A 19343-nucleotide genomic window follows, 5' to 3' on the forward strand; every position below is an offset into this window, starting at 1 on the left:
CCGCGCAGGCCCTGCTCGGGCTGGCCCAGGTCCCGCTGGGCCGGATCGGCCTCGACCCGCCGCCCACGTCGACTCCCACCCCGACCGGCACGGCCTCGCCCACCGCGCCGTCCACGCCCTCCGCGTCTCCCACGCTCACCACGTCGCCTCCACCGACCGGCACCGCCGGCCCGACGCCGAGCGTGACCAGCCCTCCGGCGACACCCGCGCCCACGACCGCGGCGCCGGCCACCGCCGCGCCGCCGATCACGACCCCGGCCGCGTCCGGGCCGGGCGGGCTGCCGACGACCGGCGTGGCGATCGGTAGCTACCTGCTGATCGCGCTGCTGCTGATCGGTGGCGGAGTGACACTGCTCGTGCTCGGCCGACGGCGGGCGGGATGAGCCTCCGCGCCGCCCGTGGCGCGCTGGCCGTCGCCCTGGTCACCGCCTGCACCACGATCGGACCGGGCAGTCCTGCGGTGGCCGCCGGGTCGGCCGGCTACTGCCCGGACGCCTCCGGGGTCACAGTCGTGGTGGACTTCAACGAACTCGGCGGCGGGACGGTGGTGCGGTGCGCGCCGGGCACCCAGGCCACCGGCCTCGCGGCGCTCAAGAACGCGGGCTTCCCGATCACCGGAACCCTGCGCTGGGGCGAGGGGTTCATCTGCCGGATCGACGGCAAGCCGTCGGCCGCGACGGAGAAGTGCGTCGACACCCCGCCTGCGAGCGCCTACTGGTCGTACTGGCACGCCCCGAACGGCGGCAGCTGGACGTACAGCGACAAGGGCGTGCTCAACCGCAAGCCGGCGGCCGGCAGCTTCGAGGGCTGGTCGTTCTCCCTCAACCGCAACGCCGACGACGCGCCCCGTCCCGGCGTCGTGCCGAAACGCCCCGCCCCTCCACCGCCACCGCCACCACCGCCGCCGCCCACGGGCGGTGAGCCGGCGGCGCCACCACCGGCGGGAGGAACCGTCGCACCGCCGCCGGTCGCCGGTGGCCGGCCCGGCGAGCCCACCCGGCCGGGCGGCACCTCCGGCCCGCCGGTCTCCGTCGGCCCGCCGACCTCCGCCGGCACGTCACCGACGGCCGGTACGCCGACCCTGACGGCGACGCCGGGCGCCGCCACCGGCACGGGACCGCAGGGCTCCTCCGACGAGCCGGTGGTGACGGATGTCGCCGCGTCCCGTGACGACGACGGCCTGCCACTGGGCACGATCGCCGGGGTGCTTCTGCTCGCCCTGCTCGCCACCGGCGCGCTGGTCGCGGCCCGACGACGCCGTGCCGCCGACCCGGATGACTGACGTCACGGTCACCGGGTCGCGGCCGGCCGACGCCCGTCGTCTGCCGGGCCGATGGCCGGTGTGGTGGCTGCCCCGGGGGCTGCACCCGGGCGCATGGTGGCTGTGGGCGCTCGGCCTGGCCACCGCGGCCAGCCACACCACGAATCCGCTGCCGCTGGCCCTGCTCGTCGCCGTCGCCGGTCTGGTGGTGGTGCGCCGCCGGGGCGACGCGCCGTGGGCGTTGGCGTTCCGCATGTACGTCTGGCTCGGCGCGGTGATCGTCACGATGCGGGTGGTGTTCCGGATCGTGTTCGGCGGCGGCCAGGGCGACCACATCCTGGTCCGGCTGCCGGAGATCCCGCTGCCCGCGTGGGCGGCGGGCATCCGCCTGTTCGGACCGGTCGCCGCCGAGCAGATCCTCGGTGGCTTCTACGACGGGCTGCGGCTGGCGACGATGCTGATCTGCCTCGGTGCGGCGAACGCCCTGGCCAACCCGAAGCGGCTGCTCAAGGCCGTACCCGGAGCGCTGTACGCGATCGGCACCGCCGTCGTGGTCGCGTTGTCGGTCGCCCCGCAGCTGGTGGAGAGCGTGCTACGGGTCCGCCGGGCCCGGCGGCTGCGCGGCGCGTCCGCCCGCGGGATGAGGGCGCTGCGCGGGATCGCCCTGCCGGTGCTGGCCGACGCGTTGGACCGGTCCCTGGCCCTCGCGGCCGCGATGGACTCCCGTGGTTACGGCCGCACCGCGGCGGTGCCCGCCGGGCAGCGAACCGTCACCGGGGCGCTCGTCCTCGGCGGGCTGGTCGGCGTCTGCGCCGGCACCTACGGGCTGCTCGACACCGCCGCACCCGGCTACCTGGGGCTGCCGATGCTCCTGGCCGGACTGACCGCCGCCGTGACCGGCATGCTGCTGGCCGGTCGCCGGGTCCGCCGCAGCCGGTACCGACCGGACCGCTGGCGCCCGGCCGAGCTGCTCGTGGCCGGCTGCGGGGTGGCCGCCGCGGCACTGACCATGCTCGCCGGCTCGGTGGACCCGGAACTGCTCTACCCGCCGGTCGGCCCGCTCACCTGGCCCCAGCTGACCCCGCTGATGCTTCTCGCCGTCGGCGTCGCGGCGGCACCCGCCTGGCTGGCGCCGCCACCACCGCCGACGGTACGTGCCGGACGCCCGCCGGCGGTGGACCGGCCCATCCCCGTCACGGACGTGCCGGCAGACGGAGTGCGCGCCGCGAGGGCATCGACACCGGGAGACCGCCCATGATCACTTTCGACCGGGTCACCGTCCACTATGCCGAGGGCGGCCCGCCACCGTTGCGGGATGCGACGTTTCGCGTCGAGGAAGGTGAACTCTGCCTGGTCGCGGGCCGTACCGGTGCCGGAAAGTCGACGCTGCTGCGGGCGATCAACGGTCTCGTCCCACACTTCACCGGCGGCACCCTGCACGGCGCCGTCACCGTCGACGGCAGGGACACCCGCACGCATCCGCCGCGCGATCTCGCCCACGTCGTCGGCGTGGTCGGCCAGGACCCGCTGGCCGGCTTCGTCACCGACACCGTCGAGGAGGAACTGGCGTACGGGATGGAGCAGCTCGCCCTGCCACCCGCGGTGATGCGCAAGCGGGTGGAGGAGACGCTGGACCTGCTCGGCATCGCCGACCTGCGCGACCGGCCCCTGCGGACGCTGTCCGGCGGTCAGCAACAGCGGGTCGCCATCGGCGCGGTGCTCACGGCGCACCCCCGGGTGCTGGTGCTCGACGAACCCACCTCCGCGCTGGACCCCACCGCCGCGGAGGACGTGCTCGCCACCGTCACCCGGCTGGTGCACGACCTCGGAGTGACAGTGGTGCTGGCCGAGCACCGGCTGGAGCGCGTCCTGCAGTACGCCGACCGGCTGCTGTACCTGCCCGGCGACGGCCATGTCCACGACGGGACGCCGGCGACCGGGCTGGCCCACATCGACATCGCGCCACCCCTGATCGAGCTGGGTCGCCTCGCCGGCTGGACACCGCTGCCGTTGTCGGTCCGTGACGCCCGCCGACGGGCGTCCGACCTCCGGCACCGGCTCGCCGGCGTGGCGCCGCCGCCGGTCCCGGCGGGCGCGGACACCGGTCCCACGCTGACCGCGCGGAAGATCGTCGTACGGTATCCGGGCACCGTCGCGGTGGCCGGCGTCGACCTCGATCTGCGCGCCGGCCGGGTCGTCGCGTTGATGGGCCGCAACGGATCCGGCAAGTCCAGCCTGCTCTGGGCGGTGCAGGGCAGCGGCCCACGCCACGGCGGCACCGTCGCCGTGACCGGGCCGAAGGGCACCGTCGACCCGAAGGCCCTGCCGGCCGGTCAGGCCCGCCGGCACGTCGGCCTCGTCCCGCAGGACTCCGGTGACCTGCTCTACCTGGAGACAGTCGACGCGGAGTGCGCCCAGGCCGACCGGGAGACCGGCGTGCCGGCCGGCACCTGCCGGGCGCTGGTAAACCAGCTCGTCCCCGGACTGCCCGGTGACCGGCACCCCCGGGACCTGTCCGAGGGACAGCGGCTCGCCCTCGCACTCGCCGTGCAGCTCACCGCCGCTCCGCCGGTGGTCCTGCTCGACGAGCCGACCCGCGGCCTGGACTACCATGCCAAGCGGCAGTTCACCGCCGTCGCCCGGATGCTGGCCGGCAGCGGCCGAGCCGTGGTGGTCGCCACCCACGACGTCGAACTCGTCGCCACCCTCGCCGACCGGGTGATCGTGATGGCCGAAGGGGAGATCGTCTCCGACGGCACCACCGCAGAGGTCATGCTCGCCTCGCCGGCGTTCGCGCCGCAGGTGGCCAAGGTCCTCGCCCCCGCCCCCTGGCTGACAGTGGAACAGGTCGCCGCCGCGCTCGACGAGACCAGGGCACCGGCATGAGCGTGCTGCGGGTCGCCCCGCGTACCGCTGTGGTGCTGACCCTCGCCTCGGCCGCCGCGCTGGCCACCTTCACCTGGCCGTTCTTCGTCCCCGCACACCCGGAGAGCACCGCCCGCACCGGCGAGGCGCCGCTGGTCTTCATCGTCATGCTGCCGGTACTCGTGGCGCTCGTCCTCGCCGAACTCACCTCCGGCGGCATCGACAGCAAAGCCCTGGCGATGCTCGGCGTACTCGCCGCCGTCAACGCCGCCCTGCGCCCCCTGGGTGCGGGGACCGCGGGCATCGAGACCGTGTTCTTCCTGCTCGTCCTGGCCGGCCGGGTCTTCGGACCCGGGTTCGGGTTCCTGCTCGGTGCCACGTCGCTGTTCGCCTCCGCCCTGCTCACCGCAGGCGTCGGGCCGTGGCTGCCGTTCCAGATGCTCTGCGCCTCGTGGATCGGCCTCGGCGCCGGCCTGCTTCCGGCCCGGCTGCGCGGCCGCGCCGAGGTCGCAGTCCTGGCCGGGTACGGGATGCTCGCCGCCTACGGCTACGGCCTGCTGATGAACCTGTGGTTCTGGCCGTTCAGCGTCGGCGCGGACACCCAGCTGTCCTACGTCGCCGGTGCCCCCGTACTGGAGAACCTGCACCGTCTCGCCCTGTTCACCGCCGTCACGTCCACCTTCGGCTGGGACACCGGCCGCGCGATCACCACCGCCGTGGCGATAGTCCTCGCCGGTCCCGCCGTCCTCGCCGCGCTGCGCCGCGCCGTCCGGCGGGCCGCGTTCGGCGCGCCGGTCACCTTCGCCGCGGCGTCCGACAGGCCCGCGGCGAAGGTGACCGGCATCCCGCAGTCCTCCTCGCAGGCGACGTAGGGCGCCGGCCGGAGGGTCGGTCAGACGGTCGTACGCGACCACTGCTGGTTGGCGCCGGTGTTGCACGCGTACTGCTTGAGGACCACACCGTCAGCGGTCGATGCGGCCGGTACGTCCACGCACTTGCCGCTGTGCCGTGCCCGGAGTTGGAAGTAGCTGCCGCCTGTGACCATCTGGAACTGCTGGTTGGTGCCGGTGCCGCAGGTGTACTGGATCAGTTCGGCGCCGTCGGCGGTGGACGCGCTCACGACGTCGAGGCACTTTCCGCTGTTGCGGCTGACGAGTCGCCAGTAGCCGTTGCCGGCGTCCTGGAACTGCCACTGTTGCCACGTGTTGCCGTTGTACGTGTACTGGCCGACGCGCGCGCCGTTGTCGGTGTTCGGTTGCTGGACGTCCATGGCCTTGCCGCTGTGTCGCACGGTGATCCGGTAGAACGTGTCAGTCGGCGGGGGCGTCGTGGGGCCGCCGCCGATGGTGTCGCCCCAGGCGTACCGGATCTGGTCGGCGCCGGAGGTGTTGCGGACGGTCAGGTTGAGGTCGGTGCCGCTACCGCTGAGCGAGTACATCGAGTACCAGTCGTAGCCGATGGTGCCGGGCTTGCCGCCGAGCGCGGGCCAGTAGGTGCCGCCCATCCGGTTGTCGCGCATGACCTGGGCCATGGCGCGGATGTGGCGCACGAAGTTGTCGGTGCTGTTCGCGTCGGCGTAGTTGCGGCCGTCGTTCATGGGTGCGCCGAACTCGGTGGCGACCGCCCGCGACGCGCAGTTGCCGAGGCGGGTCTGGATGTGGCTCCGGAAGGCGTCGTAGGTCATCTCGCCGTAGAAGAAGGCGTAGTGGTGGAACGACAGCAGCGTCGAGGCGAATCGGCTGTCGTTGCAGATGTCGCGCAGGTCCTGACTGAACCCGGTGCCCCCGATGAGCACCCGGCTGGGCACCGCCGAGTAGTGGTAGCTGAGCCAGTTGGCAGCGACGTTGCGCCACTCCGTCGAGCTGTAGCCGTGGGGCTCGTTCATCGGCTCGAAGTAGACGTTGGAGTTCGAGCCGTACGTGTTGGTCACCGTGGACCACATCGCGTTCCACGCGGCGAGGTTCGTGATCCGGCCGCCGGAGGCGGCGCCGTCCTCCCAGTAGGCGAGGATGACCTTGAACCCGCGGGCGGTGGCGGCGTCGATGGCGCCCCGGTAGGCCTCCCACCACGCCGTTCCCACCGTGTGGGTGTTGATGGGTAGCCGGACGGTGTTGACGCCCATGGTGGAAGCCATGTCGTCGTAGAGGGCGTTGGCCTTGGCCCGCACCGTCGCGTTGCTGTCGGAGGAGCTGAGGCCCTGCACGACGAGGGGACCGGTGCTGAAGTTGTCACCCAGCACGGCCCAGTTCATGCCTCGGAACTGGTTCGTGGCGGCGACGGCGGGCGACGACATGACGACGCCGCCGCCGACCATCGCCGTCGTCGCGGCCACCAACACGATCAGCAGCCGGCGTAGTGACCTGGTGCTCCGCGCCGGGCCCGCTGGGCGGCGCCGCGACGAGGTGGTCCGCGTCGGGAAGTGGTCGATCATCTGATCCAGCCTCTCTGGCTCCGGACATCAGGCTGACCGCCGAATCCGCTGCTGCCCGTAGTGGTCCCAGGTCCCTCTGGAGATGGGCGCTGTTAGCGCTAACGCCGGTGGAGCGGCGTACCTCCGGGCTTCAGCGGCGGGGTGCGTGACACCGAGGCAGGGGTATGCCTTCTGGCTGTTAAATGTGCGTTGCGAACAAGTGTTCGCGATCACATCCGGAGTGTCAAGGCATCGATGTGCGTCGTCCCCTGTGGCGATCGGGGTGCTGGGGTGGGGCGTGGCCCTGCGTCGACCTCGTGAGCCAATGAGGCGCATGGTTCTCCAGTGGATCGCCGCCGGCCTCCTGTTGCTGATCGGGCCGGCGCGCTCGGCGGGCGGGCGCGGCGGAGGCGTCGGATACTGGGTCGATGACCAACCCCGACCTCGATCCCGAGGTGTACCCGCCGATCGACCCGCGTGAGGACGTGCCGGACGATCCCGGCGAACTCCTCCCGGACACGCCCGGTGAGCTGCCCGAGGCACCGGTCGAGCCGATGCCCGACGACGGGGAGCCCGGGGGTGTGCCCGAACCGGCCTGACCGGCCCGGCGCCGGGGTGCCCAATAGATCGACGATGGTGGATAATCTTGCGGTGACCGGCGCGCGGACCGCAGGGGAGACCGGATGAGAATCGTCGACGCCCGGGTGATAGTGACCTGCCCCGGCCGGAACTTCGTGACCCTGAAGGTCGTGACCGACGAGGGAGTCACCGGAGTCGGCGACGCCACCCTCAACGGCCGGGAACTGGCCGTCGCGTCCTACCTGCGCGACCACGTCGTGCCGCTGCTGATCGGGCGCGACCCGGCCCGGATCGAGGACACCTGGCAGTACCTCTACCAGGGGTCGTACTGGCGGCGCGGGCCGGTCACGATGAGCGCCGTCGCCGCCGTGGACACCGCGCTGTGGGACATCAAGGGCAAGGTCGCCGGGCTGCCGGTCTACCAGTTGCTCGGCGGCCGGTCCCGCGAGGGCGTGACCGTGTACGGGCACGCCAACGGCGAGACGGTCGACGAGGTGCTGACCGAGGTCGCCCGTTTCGTCGACCTCGGCTACCGCGCGGTGCGGGTGCAGTGCGGCGTGCCCGGCCTGCCCCGGACGTACGGCGTCAGCGCCGACAAGATGTTCTACGAGCCCGCCGACGCCGCGCTGCCGACCGAGACGACTTGGTCGACGGAGGCGTACCTGGCCCACGTGCCGGGCGTGTTCGCCCGGGTCCGCGAGGAGTTCGGGCCCACCCTCCGGCTGCTGCACGACGTGCACCACCGGCTCACCCCGATCGAGGCGGCGCGGCTCGGCAAGAGCCTGGAGCCGTACGCGCTGACCTGGATGGAGGATCCGGTCCCGGCGGACCTGCAGGAGGGCTTCCGGCTCATCCGCTCGCACACCACCACGCCGATCGCCGTCGGCGAGGTCTTCAGCAGCATCTGGGACGCCGCCCAGCTCATCCGGGAACAGCTCATCGACTACGTCCGTACCACTGTGGTCCACGCCGGCGGGATCACCCACCTGCGACGCATCTTCGACCTCGCCGCGCTGCACCACGTCCGCAGCGGCTCGCACGGAGCCACCGATCTCTCCCCGGTCTGCATGGCCGCCGCGCTGCACCTGGACATCGCCATCCCCAACTTCGGTCTGCAGGAGTACATGCGGCACACCGAGGCGACGGACGAGGTGTTCCCGCACGGCTACCACTACGACGGCGGCTACCTGCATCCGGCCGAGACTCCGGGGCTCGGCGTGGACATCGACGAGCAGGCCGCGGCCCGCTACCCGTACGCGCCGGCCTACCTGCCGGTGAACCGGCTGACGGACGGCACCGTGCACCCCTGGTGAGCGCGCCGGCTCAGTGGATGCGGCGGCCGTGCGCGTCCGGGATCCCGGACTTGCGGAAGAAGTACGTGTTGATCTGGTCCCGCCACTCGACGGCGCTGCGGAGCTGTTCGTCGAGGCGCTCGGCGACCCGGTCGTGGACGGCCGGGTCGACCGCCCCGGCGACGAGCCGCCACCGCTCCCGCATCGCCATCACCTCCTCGACCCCGGCGAAGTGCGTGTCGTAGATGTGCTGGATCACGGTACGGCCGCTGTGCAGCACGTGCCGGTACGGCACGTGATGGAAGAACAGCAGCAGTTCGTCGGGGCAGCGTTCACGGGACTCGTACACCTCGGACCACGGCGGCGGGTACTGACCGGTGAAGCCGGTCCCGGTCGCCCGGGTCCGGTCCACCCCGACGCCGTCGCGGTCGGCGAAGTGGTAGGTGCCCCACGCTGTGTACTCGTAGCCGTCCACGTCCGGGCCGTAGTGGTGGCCGGGCCGCACCATGAACCCGACGCCGAGCGGGGCGGTGTAGCGCTCGTAGGTGCGCCAGGAATCGTCCATGATCGCGTGCATCGTGCGCCGCAGCGCTTCCGGGTCGCCGGAGGTCACCGGCAGCCACGTCAGGTCGATCCACTCGTCGAGGATCGCGCCGGGATCCAGCAGCGGATCCCAGGCGAGCCGGCCGAAGGCGTACAGGTTCGCCTGAGCCAGCGGGTGCCCGGTCCAGAACGGGTCGTCGCCCACGTTGGACACGGCGACCAGGCCGCCACCGGCGCCCGCCCGTCCGGCCGCAATGTCGGCGATCGTGTCGCCGGCCGCGCCCCGGGGCCGGAACCGCAGCACCTCGCTCCACCAGGGGCCGAGGTAGCAGACGTGCCGCTGCTGGCCGGTGTACTCCTGCGTCGCCTGCACCTCCACCGCCAGCCGGGTAGCAGGCATCGCGGCGAGCACCGGGGACACCGGTTCGCGTGGCTGGAAGTCGATCGGGCCGAACTTCACCTGGACGATCACGTTGTCGGCGAATCGTCCGTCCAGCGGCGCGAAGTGGTCGTGGGCGGCCCGGGCGCGGTCGGTCGACCGGTCCCGCCAGTCCTGGTGGTGGTCGTAGACGAACGCCCGCCAGCGCACCACGCCGCCGTGCGGTGCGAGCGCCTCGGCGAGCAGGTTCGCGCCGTCGGCGTGGTCGCGCCCGTACGCGAAGGGGCCGGGCCGGCCCTCGGAGTCGGCCTTCACCAGATAGCCGCCGAAGTCGGGAATCCGCCGGTACACCCGCCGGGTGGCGGCGGCCCACCAGTCCCGTACCCGCTCGTCCAGCGGATCGGCGGTGGGCAGGCCGCCGAGGACCACCGGGGCGGCGAAGGTCACCGCCAGATGCACCCGGATGCCGTACGGGCGGAACCCCTCGGCGATCTCCGCGACGTCGCCGAGCCGGTCGGTCAGCAGCAGCGCCTCGGTGTCGTGCACGTTGACGTTGTTCACGCAGATCGCGTTGACGCCGCAGGCGGCGAGCAGGCGGGCGTAGTCGCGGAGCCGGGCGGGCTCGCGCCGGGCGGCGCCGTCGCGCCAGAACAGGGAGCCGCCGGCGTAGCCCCGCTCGACCTGGCCCGACACCGGGTGCACGGCCACGTTGTCCCAGTGGTCGAGCATCCGCCGGTCCAGCGCCGGCCGGTGCCGACTCGCCGGAAGGCCGTCGTCGAAGGCCGCCGCGCCGAGCCGGACCACGTGGAACATCCCGTACAGCAGGCCGGCCGGCGCGTCGGCCAGGACCACAGTCACGCCGCTCGCCCGCGTCAGCAGGTATCCCTCGTCGCCGAGGGCGCCGTCGCCGGTGCCGTTCACCGCCGGTGTCGCACCGAGCCGGGCCGCCTCCGCCGCCGCGTTCGGCACCGGGCCGGTGCCGCGCAGGGCCAGCACCAGGTCGGCGTCGACAGGCCACGGTGGCCCGTGCCAGAGCCGTCCGCCGTACCGGGCGCAGGCCCGGCTCACCTCGTCGAGGACGGTGTCGACCAGGAGACCGTCGCCGTGCACCAGCACCGGCCGGGAACCGAGCTCACGGAACGCCGCAGTCGGTAGCCAGGCGGCATGCCAGGCCGACTCGCCGCTGTCGGCCGACAAGCGGCCGGTGACCGGGACGCTCACGCGGTGAACTCCGCCCGGATGTCGTCGATCATGGGAGCACCGATCCGCAGCAGCGCCAGCACCAGGAGCGCTGCGAGCAGGGCGAGCACCGCCTCGGAGAACACCGCGGTGACGCCGGCGGCGGCGACCAGCAGCGCGACGTTGCCGAACGTGACGCCGGGCTTGCGCGCCACGTAGTAGACGGCGAGCCGGAGCACGTCGCGGGTGCGGAAGGTGAACAGCGAGACGATCACCAGCGCGTTGACCCCGACCAGGATCACCCCCGCCCCGACCACGACGAGCGGCACGGCCCACCAGCCGGGGACGGCGGCGGCGGGCAGGTTCGCCAGGTTGACCGCGATGACTGCGAGCCACAGCAGCGTCGGCGCCCAGACGCGCAGCACGCCCGCCAGGTTGGCCCGGTAGGCCCGGCGGAACGCGGCGGCGGGACGGAGATCGGTCAGGTCGGGGCGCTGGTGCCGCAGCGTGTGCAGCGCGGCCGAGACGGCCGGACCGACCGGCAGCGCGGCGGCGGCTACCAGCGGAAGGTTGCTGCTGTCGCGGTCGAGCAGCACGAGCACGGCCAGACCGGGCAGCGTGCTCACCAGGAGCAGCAGTTCGACCACGAGCAGGGTGTGGACCGTCGCGGCGGCCCGCGACAACGGCCCGTCGCCGAACTCCCGCAGCCCGCCGGTCGCGCCGGTCACCGTCGGTCCTCGTGCGGGTCGAGCAACCTGTCGTCCCACCACGGCGGCGTCTCGTCCACTACCGGGGTCAGCTCGGCGAGAGTCACCTCGTGCCGGGCGAGGACGAGGTCGAGGTCCGCCCGCCCGCCCGCGACCGGCAGTGCCCGATGGGTACGGGCCGGCTCGGCGGCCTCCCGCAACGCGTCGAGCTGCCGTGGCCGGGGTGAGTGCGGGCTGCCCATCTCCCGCCAGGCCGCGAAGGCGTTGCCGGCGTCCTCACTCACTGCCGAGCGGAGCAGGAACGCCGACGCGGTGCCCGGCGGGCCGATCGGAACGGACAGCGACAGGGTGTGCCGCTCGGGTACCGGCTCGCGGCCGGTGACGTCCACCGGGGCCCAGGCCAGGACCGCGACCCGGCCGTCGGGGTGCCGGGTGACGAGATGGTCCGGCCCGCGCGCGAGCACCTCGTCGCCGAGCCGGGCCATGAACGCGTACAGATGGTAGGTGGGTTTCTTGATCTGCCGGTGGGTGAGCAGGCCGAAGCCGCCGTGCAGCGGCGCGGTCGGCACCCCCTCCTCCTCGAACACGTCGCTGAAGGTCCAGTAGGAGAAGGAGTCGACCAGATCCCCGCCGCCGGCCAGCACCGGAGCGAGGTAGGCGGCGTGGAAGGCCGTGTCGTGGATCGGGTTGTCCGGCCGGTAGGAGGAGTTGAACTCGGTGATGTGCACCGGGTGGTCGGCCAGCGCGGTGCCGGCCAGGTGCCGGCGGGGCGCGGCGAACTGTTCCAGCAGCTCCGTGGCCGGAGCCAGGGTCTGCCGGGTGCCGAACGGCAGGTGCCGCGCCGGGCCGGAGGTGTAGGCGTGCCGGCTGACGAAGTCGACAGGCACGTCGCGGTCGGTGACGAACTCGGCGAACGGCTTCAGCCACTCGTCGGCGCCGGGGGACAGGGCCGGGCCGCCGACCTGGAGCGCCGCGTCGACGTCCTTGACGGCGTGCGCCGAGACCTCGTACAGGCGGTGGTAGGCGTCCTGGTCGGCGCCCTGCCAGAACGCCGGCAGGTTGGGCTCGTTCCACACCTCGATCGGCCAGCCGCGCACCTCGTCGAGGCCGTACCTGTCGACCAGGTGGGCCACCGTCGCGCGCACCAGGTCACCCCATTCGGTGTACGACTCCGGAGGCGTCACGTTTCCCCGCCACCAGAACACGGTCTGGTCGCCGGAGGCGAGCGCCGAGGGCATGAACCCCAGCTCCACGAAGGGCCGGATGCCCAGCGCGAGGTATGCGTCGACGGCCTGGTCCACGTAGGTGAAGGCGTGCCGCACCCGGCGCTCGCCCCGGTATTCGTACGGGCGGTGCACGCCGACGCCGTCGCTGAGCAGCCCGTGGCCGCGGATGTGCCGGAAGCCGATGTCCTGCTGCACCAGCGCCAGCGAGTCCTGATAGTCACGTCGCAGAGCCAGGTCGAACCGGCCGGTGCCCACGCAGGTACGCCAGGCGTCGGTCAGCCGGCCGGCAGGCCGGTCGGGGACGAGGAGCCGCGTCATCCGTGGTTCTTGCGGTACCGGTCGTACGCCTTGTTGACCAGGTCGATGTAGGCCTGCGCGTTCTTGCCCTTCAGCTCCGAGACGTAGGCGTCCCACTCGCTCAGCGGCCGCTGGCCGAGGGCGAACTTCAGCGTGTTCTGGGTGACGTGGTCCTTCAGCGCGGTCGCCCACAGCGTCGTCTGCTCCCGCTCGGAGTCGCTGAGCGGCGCCGGTGGCGGAGTCACCCAGGGCGCGGCCTTGCGGGCGTTCATCTCCTTCTGGAACTCCAGTTCCTCGGGCGAGAAGAACGACTGCACCAGGTCGAGCTTGCCCCCGTAGGCGAAGACGCCGTTGTAGAAGCCGAAGTCCTTCTGCAGGTGCTTGGTGCCCTTGGGGTTGAGGCCGATGACGTTGACGTCCGGGGCGAGGGTGCGCTTGCCCGAGCCGTCCTTGGTGTACGTGGTTCCCTCGACGCCCCACTTGGCGAACTCCTGGCCGGCGTCGGAGTACCAAAGCCAGTCGACGAACTGCATCATGGCCACGAAGTTCTTGCCGTCGCGCGCCTTGCTGGAGATCATCACGCCGTTCTCCAGCCGGCTCGCCGGGTTGACCGCTCCGGCCGGCCCGACCGGGAAGAGGATCTTGCCGAGCCGGGCGTTCGGGTTGATCTTCGCGATGTCCGGGCGGTAGTCGTTCACCAGGGTCTGCGCGTTCGTGCTGATCACGAAGGACTTGCCGCTGGCGAGCTTCTGCCGGGCCTGGTCGTCGGTCTGGGTGAACGTCTCCGGGTCGAGCAGCCCCTCGGCGACCAGCTTGTGGAGATACTCCACCACCTGCCGGTAGCCGTCCGAGGCGCCGGTGAAGACGTACTTCCCGGCCCCGGAGTCCCAGCTCGTCGGCTGGTAGTTCCAGCCGGCGCCGGGCAGGCCGTGCGCGAGGGCCAGCATGTTCAGCAGGTTGCCGGCCGGGTTGGGCTTGCCGAACCGGTCGGAGAACGGGATGACGTCCGGGTGGGCCGCCTTCATCGCCTTGAGCATGGCGTACACCTCGTCCCAGGTGGTCGGGGACGGGATCTTCAGCTGCTCCAGCACGTCGGTGCGGACCGCGAGCGTGTAGTCCTGCCAGGGCTTCTCGTGCAGGCCGGGCAGCAGGTAGAACTTGCCGTCCTCCTGCCGGAGCGTGTCCATCTCCGGCTGGAGCTTCCACTTCTCGATCTTGTCCTTGAAGTGCGGCATCAGGTCGAGGTAGTCGCTGACCGGCAGGATGGCGCCGGAGGAGACGTACGAGTTCTCCTGCGGGTGGTAGGTCTTCGGGATGATCATCGGGGCGTCACCGGAGCCGACCAGCACGCTGCGCTTCTGCTCGTAGTCGCTCAGCGGCACGGCGACCGGGTCCAGCTTGACGTTCGTCCGCCCGGCCAGCTCGGTCCAGAACAGCCACTCCGGCTTGAGCGGGTAGTTCGGGTGGTTGTTGTAGAGGATCGAGAACGTGACCGGCTCGGTGGCCTTGAACTGGTCGCCGATGCCGTACTTGTCCATCGCGCCCGTACGGTTGCGGTCGAGGTCCTTCTTGTCCGGGGTGTCGTCGCCGCAACCTGCCAGGGCGACGACGGCGGCCGCGCCGCTGGCGAGCAGTACCTGGCGCCGGGACAGCTGGGCCATGGGTTCTTCCTTCCGGTGGTGGGGTGGTGGTGCGGGCGGCGGCTATCCCTTCACGGCGCCGAGCATGATTCCGGAGACGAAATAGCGCTGGATGAAGGGATAGACCGCGAGGATCGGCAGGATCGTCAGCACGATCGTCACGGACTGGATGGTGGCGGCGGACTGGACGACGTCGCCGGCGCTGCCGAGGCCGCCGCCGGTCTGCGTGGCGTCGGTCGCGCCCGCGATGAGGTTGCGCAGATAGACGGTCACCGGGAGCAGGTCCTGCCGGTCCATGTAGAGGAACGCGGCGAACCACGAGTTCCAGAACGAGACGGCGTAGAACAGCACCATCGTGGCGACCATCGCCTTCGACAGCGGCAGGACGATCCGCAGCAGCGTGCCGTACGTGTTCAGCCCGTCGACGGCGGCCGCCTCCTCCAGCTCGACCGGCAGGCTCTCGAAGAACGCCTTCATCACCAGCAGGTTGAACACGTTTATCGCGTTGGGCAGGGCGATCGCCCACACCGTATTCTTCAGCCCGAGGCTGGTGACCAGGACGTAGTTGGGGATCAGGCCGCCGGTGAAGAACATGGTGAACACGGCGATCCCGACCAGCGCGGTCCGGCCCCGCAGGTGTTTCTTCGACAGCACGTAGGCATAGCAGGTGGTCAGCACGACGGAGACGAGCGTGGCGACCACCGTGTAGAAGACGGTGTTGCGGTAGCTGACCCAGAACGTCGGGTCCGACGTCACCACCCGGTACGCGGTCAGGTTGAACCCGCGCGGCACGAGGTTCACCTCGCCCGCGACGATGTACGCGTTGTCGCTGAGCGAGCGGGACACGATGGTGAGGAACGGATACAGGGTCACCACCACGACGCCGGTCAGCACGAGGGCGTTCACCACCTGGAAGACCCGGTAGCCGCGGGTGGGCCGGGGGCCACGCGGCCGGGCCGCCGGTTTCCGTGTACGGGCCTGGGCGCGGGCCTGCGTGCTCACCACAGGCTCGTCCCCACCGTGCGCCGGGAGATCGCGTTCGCCGACAGCACCAGCGTCAGCCCGATCAAGGACTCGAACAGGCCGATGGCTGCGGCGTAGCTGAGGTTCCCGGAGACGATGCCCACCCGGTACAGGTAGGTCGAGATCACGTCCGCCGTCGGGTAGGTGAGCGGGTTGTACAGCAGCAGGATCTTTTCGAAGCCGACGGCCATGAAGGTGCCGATGTTGAGGATCAGCAGCGTCACCATCGTCGGCCGGATCCCCGGCAGCGTCACGTGCCAGGTCTGCCGCCACCTGTTGGCGCCGTCGATGCGGGCCGCCTCGTACAGGTCGCCGTCGACGGTGGTGAGCGCGGCGAGGTAGAGGATGGTGCCCCAGCCGACGGTCTGCCAGACCTCGGAGGAGACGTAGATCGTCCGGAACCATCCGGCCTGCTGCATGAACGCGACCGGCTCGCCGCCCACGGCGCGCACCATCTGGTTCACCGTGCCGTCCACCGACAGCAGTTGGAGGACCATGGCGGCCACGATCACTATCGACAGGAAGTGCGGCAGGTAGGACACCGACTGGACGAACCGCTTGAGCGCGCGGTTGCGCACCTCGTTGAGCAGCAGCGCGAGCACGATCGGCAGCGGGAAGCAGAACACCAGCGTCAGCGCGCCCAGCACCAGCGTGTTTGTGAACACGCTCCAGAAGGTCGGGTCGGTGAAGAACAACCGGAAGTACCGCAGCCCGGTCCAGTACTCGCCGAAGAGGCTGCCGCCCGGCTGGAAGCGCCGGAACGCGATCACGTTGCCGAGCATCGGCAGGTAGCGGAACGTCAGGAAGAACAGCAGCGGCAGGACTGCGAGCGAGTAGAGCTGCCAGTCCCGGCGCAGGGCCCGCCGCCAGGGCGTACGGCGACTGCGCGGGGTCGGGGCTGCCAAGCTCGTCCTCCCCCTGACCGTCGGCCGGAACGTTTCCGGTAATACGTCGTAAGCCTTTCGGAAATTTATGGGTATCGTTATCTTCGTGTCAAGAGCGTCGATTGATATCTCCCTCGGCCAGCTCCGCCGCTACACGCCGGCTGTCGTCGAGCCCGCCGACTTCGACCGGTTCTGGCGGGCCACCCTCACCGCCGCCGCGGCCAGCCCGGTGCTCGTCGACGTCCGCCCCGAACCCACCGACCTGCGGCTGCTCGACGTGTGGGACGTGACGTTCGCCGGGTTCGCCGGCGAACCGGTGCGCGCCTGGTACACCCGTCCCGCGGGCGTAGCCACGCCGCTGCCGGCAGTGGTGGAGTACCCCGGCTACGGGCGCGGCCGGGGCCTGCCGGGGGAGCGGCTCACCTGGCCGGTGGCGGGTTACGCCCACCTGCTGGTGGACAACCGGGGACAGGCCGGCCTGTACAGCCGCGGTGACACCCCGGACCCGCACGACGCTCCCGGCGGGCCCAGCCCCGCCACGAGGGGGATCCTGTCCCCGGACGACTACCACTACCGCCGCCTGATCACCGACGCGGTCCGCGCGATCGACGCCGTCCGCGTACTGCCCGGGGTGGACCCGGCCCGCGTCGCCGCGGTGGGCAACAGCCAAGGTGGTGGACTCGCGCTCGCGGCGGCGGGCCTCGTCGACGGCCTCGCCGCGCTCCTGGTCACCGCCCCGTTCCTGTGCGACATCCAGCGCGCCATCGAAGTGACCGAGGCGTCCCCCTACGGCGAGATCGCCCGCTACCTCGCGGTGCACCGCGAGGCCGAGGAGCCGGTCCGGCGCACGCTGTCCTACGTCGACGGCGTCAGCTTCGCCCGGCGCGCCACCGCCCCGGCGCACTTCGGGATCGGTCTGCGCGACGAGGTCTGCCCACCGAGCACCGGCTTCGCCGCCTACAACCAGTACGCCGCCGCGAGCGGATCGGCGGCGCCGCTACGGGAGATGCACACGTACCCGTTCAACGGCCACGAGGGCGGGGAGGCCGTCCACGTCCGGCGGCAGCTGCGCTGGCTGGATGCGGTGATGCGTTCCGCCGGGACGGCAGCCGGCTGACGGACTTACTGGATGCCCGAGGTAGGTGTCGGTTCGCCATGGAGGTACTCGACGTTAGTGGACGTCGAGAAGGGCGGCCCCGTGGGCGTAGCACCTTGTTCGCTAGAGGAGTCGGCGTGGTTTGCCGGGTGCCGCTAGGCCGTCCAGGAATACGAGATCTCGCGCCACCAGACGCGGGTGGCCACGCCGAAGGGCGCAGAGACGACAGAAAACCCGCACGAGTGGTCGACATGACCGAGGCGAAGATCGACGCGCGTACCTCATGGTGCGACGTCATGAATTGGTGAGGAAGGTTGGGGGAGCAGCTCAGCAAGCGGTCAGAACTCCAGCGCCACGCGTACGTCTCCAATGCAACCCTCTCGGGTGGCGTTGGGCCCTCCCGAAGGGCCCAACGCCACGTCTTTGCCGCCGCCGGGGCGAATCGAGCGAGAGGCTCGGGCATGACCTTCCGAGACGCCGGCGATGGTCCGCACCGGTGAGGACGATGCGCTCACCGGTGGCACGTCCCCGGCCATGCAATCGAGGGGCTCACTGCAATGCCCGAACTTGGGCCAGCGGCATCGACCACGGCCGACGGATCAACCCTGGAGCAAGTCACCCGAGTGGGAAGTGAGTTAAGAGCACTTCACTTCGGGCCAAGAGCTGATCACGAACATCGATGCAATGGTGTTCTCTGAATGAAACTCGCAACTGAGCGGAGGGTCCAAAGAGTCACTCAGGCAACAGTCACCTACCCGCGCTATCATCAGGAGATTGGGCTCCTGTGCCAGATCTGCAATCAGTTTCGCCGCCGCGTTCTCGTCTACACCGTAAAATACCATTTCCCGCACAGGTGTGGCGGCTGCCGGCTGGCCGAGAATCGTGGTGGTGTCCGGTTGAAGGCCACCCGGTTCTGGCTGCTGAAAGACCGCCGCGTTCAAGATGCAATACTTGGCAGAGCGGCCACCGCTGGCAATGGTTTGACCGAGCGGGTTGAAGTCGGCGATGCCGTAGCGGCCGAACTGCTTTGGCATCCATCGGCAGGTGGGCCGATTTGATCTGTACGCCAAGCCGAAAACAATGGTCCCGAGTCCCGCCGCGACGCGGCCCTGTGTCGTATTCCGCAATTCCATGACACCAGGAGAAGCCAGCGGCAATATGACATCGGTTTTGCCCGGCGGCGCGTTCAGGATCTCACTCCGGGCAGCGTCGAGCGCCGGAAACGTGTAGGTCAGCTCGTACGAGTAGCTCGGCGGGGGCGTTCGGAGGGAAAGTGTGCCCGACAGGCTGGCTGGGATCGAGGGTGTGGCGCTGGGTGACGCTGCCGTCGCGCTCGCGCTCGCGCTCGCGGTCTGAGGCATAACCGTTGACTGCGAGATCGGGTCCACCTGCGCCTGGTTCGCCGTGTCATTCTCGGACGAAACCTGTTTGTAGCCGTAGGTCATGGCAACCACAAGGACGATAGCCAGAAAAATGCCACCACCGAACTTTACAGTGTTCGTCTTGTTTACCTTGTCGCCCATATGGGTCTTGCCATGGAAAATTCCACTCATTACCTTAGATTCGCCACTGGCATTGACTGTGCTCCTGACTTGGTCACCCAGGGTGGAGCCAGTTTCTTGCGCCGCTTCCTTGATCAACTCCCGCAGGTCGGAACTGAAGGCCGCATCATCTTTCGCCAGCCAGTCGATCGCCGCAGCCAGTTCAGCTTGGGTCCGCGGGCTTTTCGGGCTTCTCTCCCATTCATCGTAAATCTCGCCGCTGTCTGAGTCGACAAGCTGAGAGTGAACTCGCTTGCGCAGGTTCTTCACTGCAGCTTGAAGGCCAGCGCTCACGGTGCCGCCAATCGCAGCAACCAGGACAGCTATAGCCGCCTTGCCAAGTTCCTCTTCCATGACGCCATAGTTTCGGTCATCGCGCGCACCAGGAGACCGGCTGATCGGATCCGCTCGGTGTCAAAAA

General features: G+C 70.7%; 16 protein-coding genes and 1 pseudogene. 9 read left to right on the top strand and 8 right to left on the bottom strand.

Annotated features, from left to right (window positions below; all coding sequences use genetic code 11):
* From MCBG_RS00310 to MCBG_RS00330, 5 genes and pseudogenes are all read left to right on the top strand, one after another.
* Positions 1-383, top strand: a pseudogene (locus MCBG_RS00310) (cell wall anchor protein); the annotation flags it as partial.
* Positions 380-1282, top strand: a complete 903-nt coding sequence (locus MCBG_RS00315) for a hypothetical protein (protein ID WP_043322896.1) — start codon at positions 380-382, stop codon at positions 1280-1282. The pseudogene MCBG_RS00310 and the gene MCBG_RS00315, both read left to right, overlap by 4 nt.
* Entirely contained in the window at positions 1275-2519 is a 1245-nt protein-coding gene (locus MCBG_RS00320; RefSeq protein WP_043329920.1) for a CbiQ family ECF transporter T component, read from the top strand. The genes MCBG_RS00315 and MCBG_RS00320 overlap by 8 nt, the downstream gene beginning before the upstream one ends.
* Positions 2516-4147 (top strand): ABC transporter ATP-binding protein, encoded by a 1632-nt coding sequence (locus MCBG_RS00325; RefSeq protein WP_043322899.1) that lies wholly within the window; start codon positions 2516-2518, stop codon positions 4145-4147. Before MCBG_RS00320 ends, MCBG_RS00325 begins: the two co-directional genes overlap by 4 nt.
* Entirely contained in the window at positions 4144-4998 is an 855-nt protein-coding gene (locus tag MCBG_RS00330; RefSeq protein WP_051610840.1) for an ECF transporter S component, read from the top strand. The genes MCBG_RS00325 and MCBG_RS00330 overlap by 4 nt, the downstream gene beginning before the upstream one ends.
* A gap of 20 nt (positions 4999-5018) precedes the next feature.
* On the opposite strand, the gene MCBG_RS00335 is transcribed toward MCBG_RS00330, so the two are convergent.
* The gene (locus tag MCBG_RS00335) at positions 5019-6377 is read right to left on the bottom strand and encodes an RICIN domain-containing protein (protein ID WP_223200961.1); all 1359 of its coding nucleotides are present in this window, start codon (positions 6375-6377) and stop codon (positions 5019-5021) included.
* Between MCBG_RS00335 and MCBG_RS33370 the strand changes: the two genes are divergently transcribed.
* The 3 genes from MCBG_RS33370 (at position 6376) to manD (ending at position 8428) form a co-directional block, all read left to right on the top strand.
* Positions 6376-6561, top strand: coding sequence for a hypothetical protein (locus MCBG_RS33370; RefSeq protein ID WP_223200962.1), 186 nt, complete (start codon positions 6376-6378; stop codon positions 6559-6561). The genes MCBG_RS00335 and MCBG_RS33370 overlap by 2 nt on opposite strands.
* Positions 6562-6964: 403 nt before the next feature.
* Entirely contained in the window at positions 6965-7135 is a 171-nt protein-coding gene (locus MCBG_RS32810; RefSeq protein ID WP_013287071.1) for a hypothetical protein, read from the top strand.
* Positions 7136-7219: 84 nt separating this feature from the next.
* Positions 7220-8428 (top strand): D-mannonate dehydratase ManD, encoded by a 1209-nt coding sequence (gene manD / locus MCBG_RS00340; protein WP_043322904.1) that lies wholly within the window; start codon positions 7220-7222, stop codon positions 8426-8428.
* A gap of 10 nt (positions 8429-8438) precedes the next feature.
* Here manD and MCBG_RS00345 read toward each other — a convergent pair whose 3' ends face one another.
* Genes MCBG_RS00345 through MCBG_RS00370 form a run of 6 tightly spaced genes read right to left on the bottom strand, consistent with a single transcriptional unit; the run spans position 8439 to position 16306 of the window.
* Positions 8439-10550: an alpha-glucuronidase gene (locus MCBG_RS00345; RefSeq protein WP_043322907.1), complete on the bottom strand. Its 2112-nt coding sequence runs from the start codon at positions 10548-10550 to the stop codon at positions 8439-8441.
* Positions 10547-11236 (bottom strand): hypothetical protein, encoded by a 690-nt coding sequence (locus tag MCBG_RS00350; RefSeq protein WP_043322910.1) that lies wholly within the window; start codon positions 11234-11236, stop codon positions 10547-10549. Before MCBG_RS00350 ends, MCBG_RS00345 begins: the two co-directional genes overlap by 4 nt.
* Positions 11233-12759 (bottom strand): GH39 family glycosyl hydrolase, encoded by a 1527-nt coding sequence (locus MCBG_RS00355; protein ID WP_043322913.1) that lies wholly within the window; start codon positions 12757-12759, stop codon positions 11233-11235. The genes MCBG_RS00350 and MCBG_RS00355 overlap by 4 nt, the downstream gene beginning before the upstream one ends.
* Complete coding sequence (locus tag MCBG_RS00360) at positions 12756-14399, bottom strand: ABC transporter substrate-binding protein (RefSeq protein ID WP_043322916.1); 1644 nt, start codon at positions 14397-14399, stop codon at positions 12756-12758. The genes MCBG_RS00355 and MCBG_RS00360 overlap by 4 nt, the downstream gene beginning before the upstream one ends.
* Before the next feature lie 42 nt (positions 14400-14441).
* Entirely contained in the window at positions 14442-15380 is a 939-nt protein-coding gene (locus tag MCBG_RS00365; protein WP_223200963.1) for a carbohydrate ABC transporter permease, read from the bottom strand.
* The gene (locus MCBG_RS00370) at positions 15377-16306 is read right to left on the bottom strand and encodes an ABC transporter permease (RefSeq protein WP_043322921.1); all 930 of its coding nucleotides are present in this window, start codon (positions 16304-16306) and stop codon (positions 15377-15379) included. The genes MCBG_RS00365 and MCBG_RS00370 overlap by 4 nt, the downstream gene beginning before the upstream one ends.
* A gap of 67 nt (positions 16307-16373) precedes the next feature.
* Here MCBG_RS00370 and MCBG_RS00375 point away from each other — a divergent pair, with 67 nt between their 5' ends.
* Positions 16374-17402, top strand: coding sequence for an acetylxylan esterase (locus MCBG_RS00375; RefSeq protein ID WP_043322924.1), 1029 nt, complete (start codon positions 16374-16376; stop codon positions 17400-17402).
* 614 nt (positions 17403-18016) lie between these two features.
* On the opposite strand, the gene MCBG_RS32250 is transcribed toward MCBG_RS00375, so the two are convergent.
* Complete coding sequence (locus MCBG_RS32250) at positions 18017-19276, bottom strand: hypothetical protein (protein WP_140946093.1); 1260 nt, start codon at positions 19274-19276, stop codon at positions 18017-18019.
* Between the last annotated feature and the right edge of the window lie 67 nt (positions 19277-19343).

Source organism: Micromonospora sp. M42 (assembly GCF_000568915.1).
Lineage (GTDB): Bacteria > Actinomycetota > Actinomycetes > Mycobacteriales > Micromonosporaceae > Micromonospora > Micromonospora chalcea.

Bases quoted from the DNA above. Each gene is read 5' to 3' on its own strand.
- MCBG_RS33370 (WP_223200962.1), top strand. From the start codon at position 6,376: ATGCCTCGGAACTGGTTCGTGGCGGCGACGGCGGGCGACGACATGACG.
- MCBG_RS00320 (WP_043329920.1), top strand. From the start codon at position 1,275: ATGACTGACGTCACGGTCACCGGGTCGCGGCCGGCCGACGCCCGTCGT.
- MCBG_RS32250 (WP_140946093.1), bottom strand. From the start codon at position 19,276: ATGGAAGAGGAACTTGGCAAGGCGGCTATAGCTGTCCTGGTTGCTGCG.
- MCBG_RS00325 (WP_043322899.1), top strand. From the start codon at position 2,516: ATGATCACTTTCGACCGGGTCACCGTCCACTATGCCGAGGGCGGCCCG.
- MCBG_RS00375 (WP_043322924.1), top strand. From the start codon at position 16,374: ATGGGTATCGTTATCTTCGTGTCAAGAGCGTCGATTGATATCTCCCTC.
- MCBG_RS00315 (WP_043322896.1), top strand. From the start codon at position 380: ATGAGCCTCCGCGCCGCCCGTGGCGCGCTGGCCGTCGCCCTGGTCACC.
- manD (WP_043322904.1), top strand. From the start codon at position 7,220: ATGAGAATCGTCGACGCCCGGGTGATAGTGACCTGCCCCGGCCGGAAC.
- MCBG_RS00355 (WP_043322913.1), bottom strand. From the start codon at position 12,759: ATGACGCGGCTCCTCGTCCCCGACCGGCCTGCCGGCCGGCTGACCGAC.
- MCBG_RS00330 (WP_051610840.1), top strand. From the start codon at position 4,144: ATGAGCGTGCTGCGGGTCGCCCCGCGTACCGCTGTGGTGCTGACCCTC.
- MCBG_RS00335 (WP_223200961.1), bottom strand. From the start codon at position 6,377: ATGAACTGGGCCGTGCTGGGTGACAACTTCAGCACCGGTCCCCTCGTC.
- MCBG_RS32810 (WP_013287071.1), top strand. From the start codon at position 6,965: ATGACCAACCCCGACCTCGATCCCGAGGTGTACCCGCCGATCGACCCG.
- MCBG_RS00360 (WP_043322916.1), bottom strand. From the start codon at position 14,399: ATGGCCCAGCTGTCCCGGCGCCAGGTACTGCTCGCCAGCGGCGCGGCC.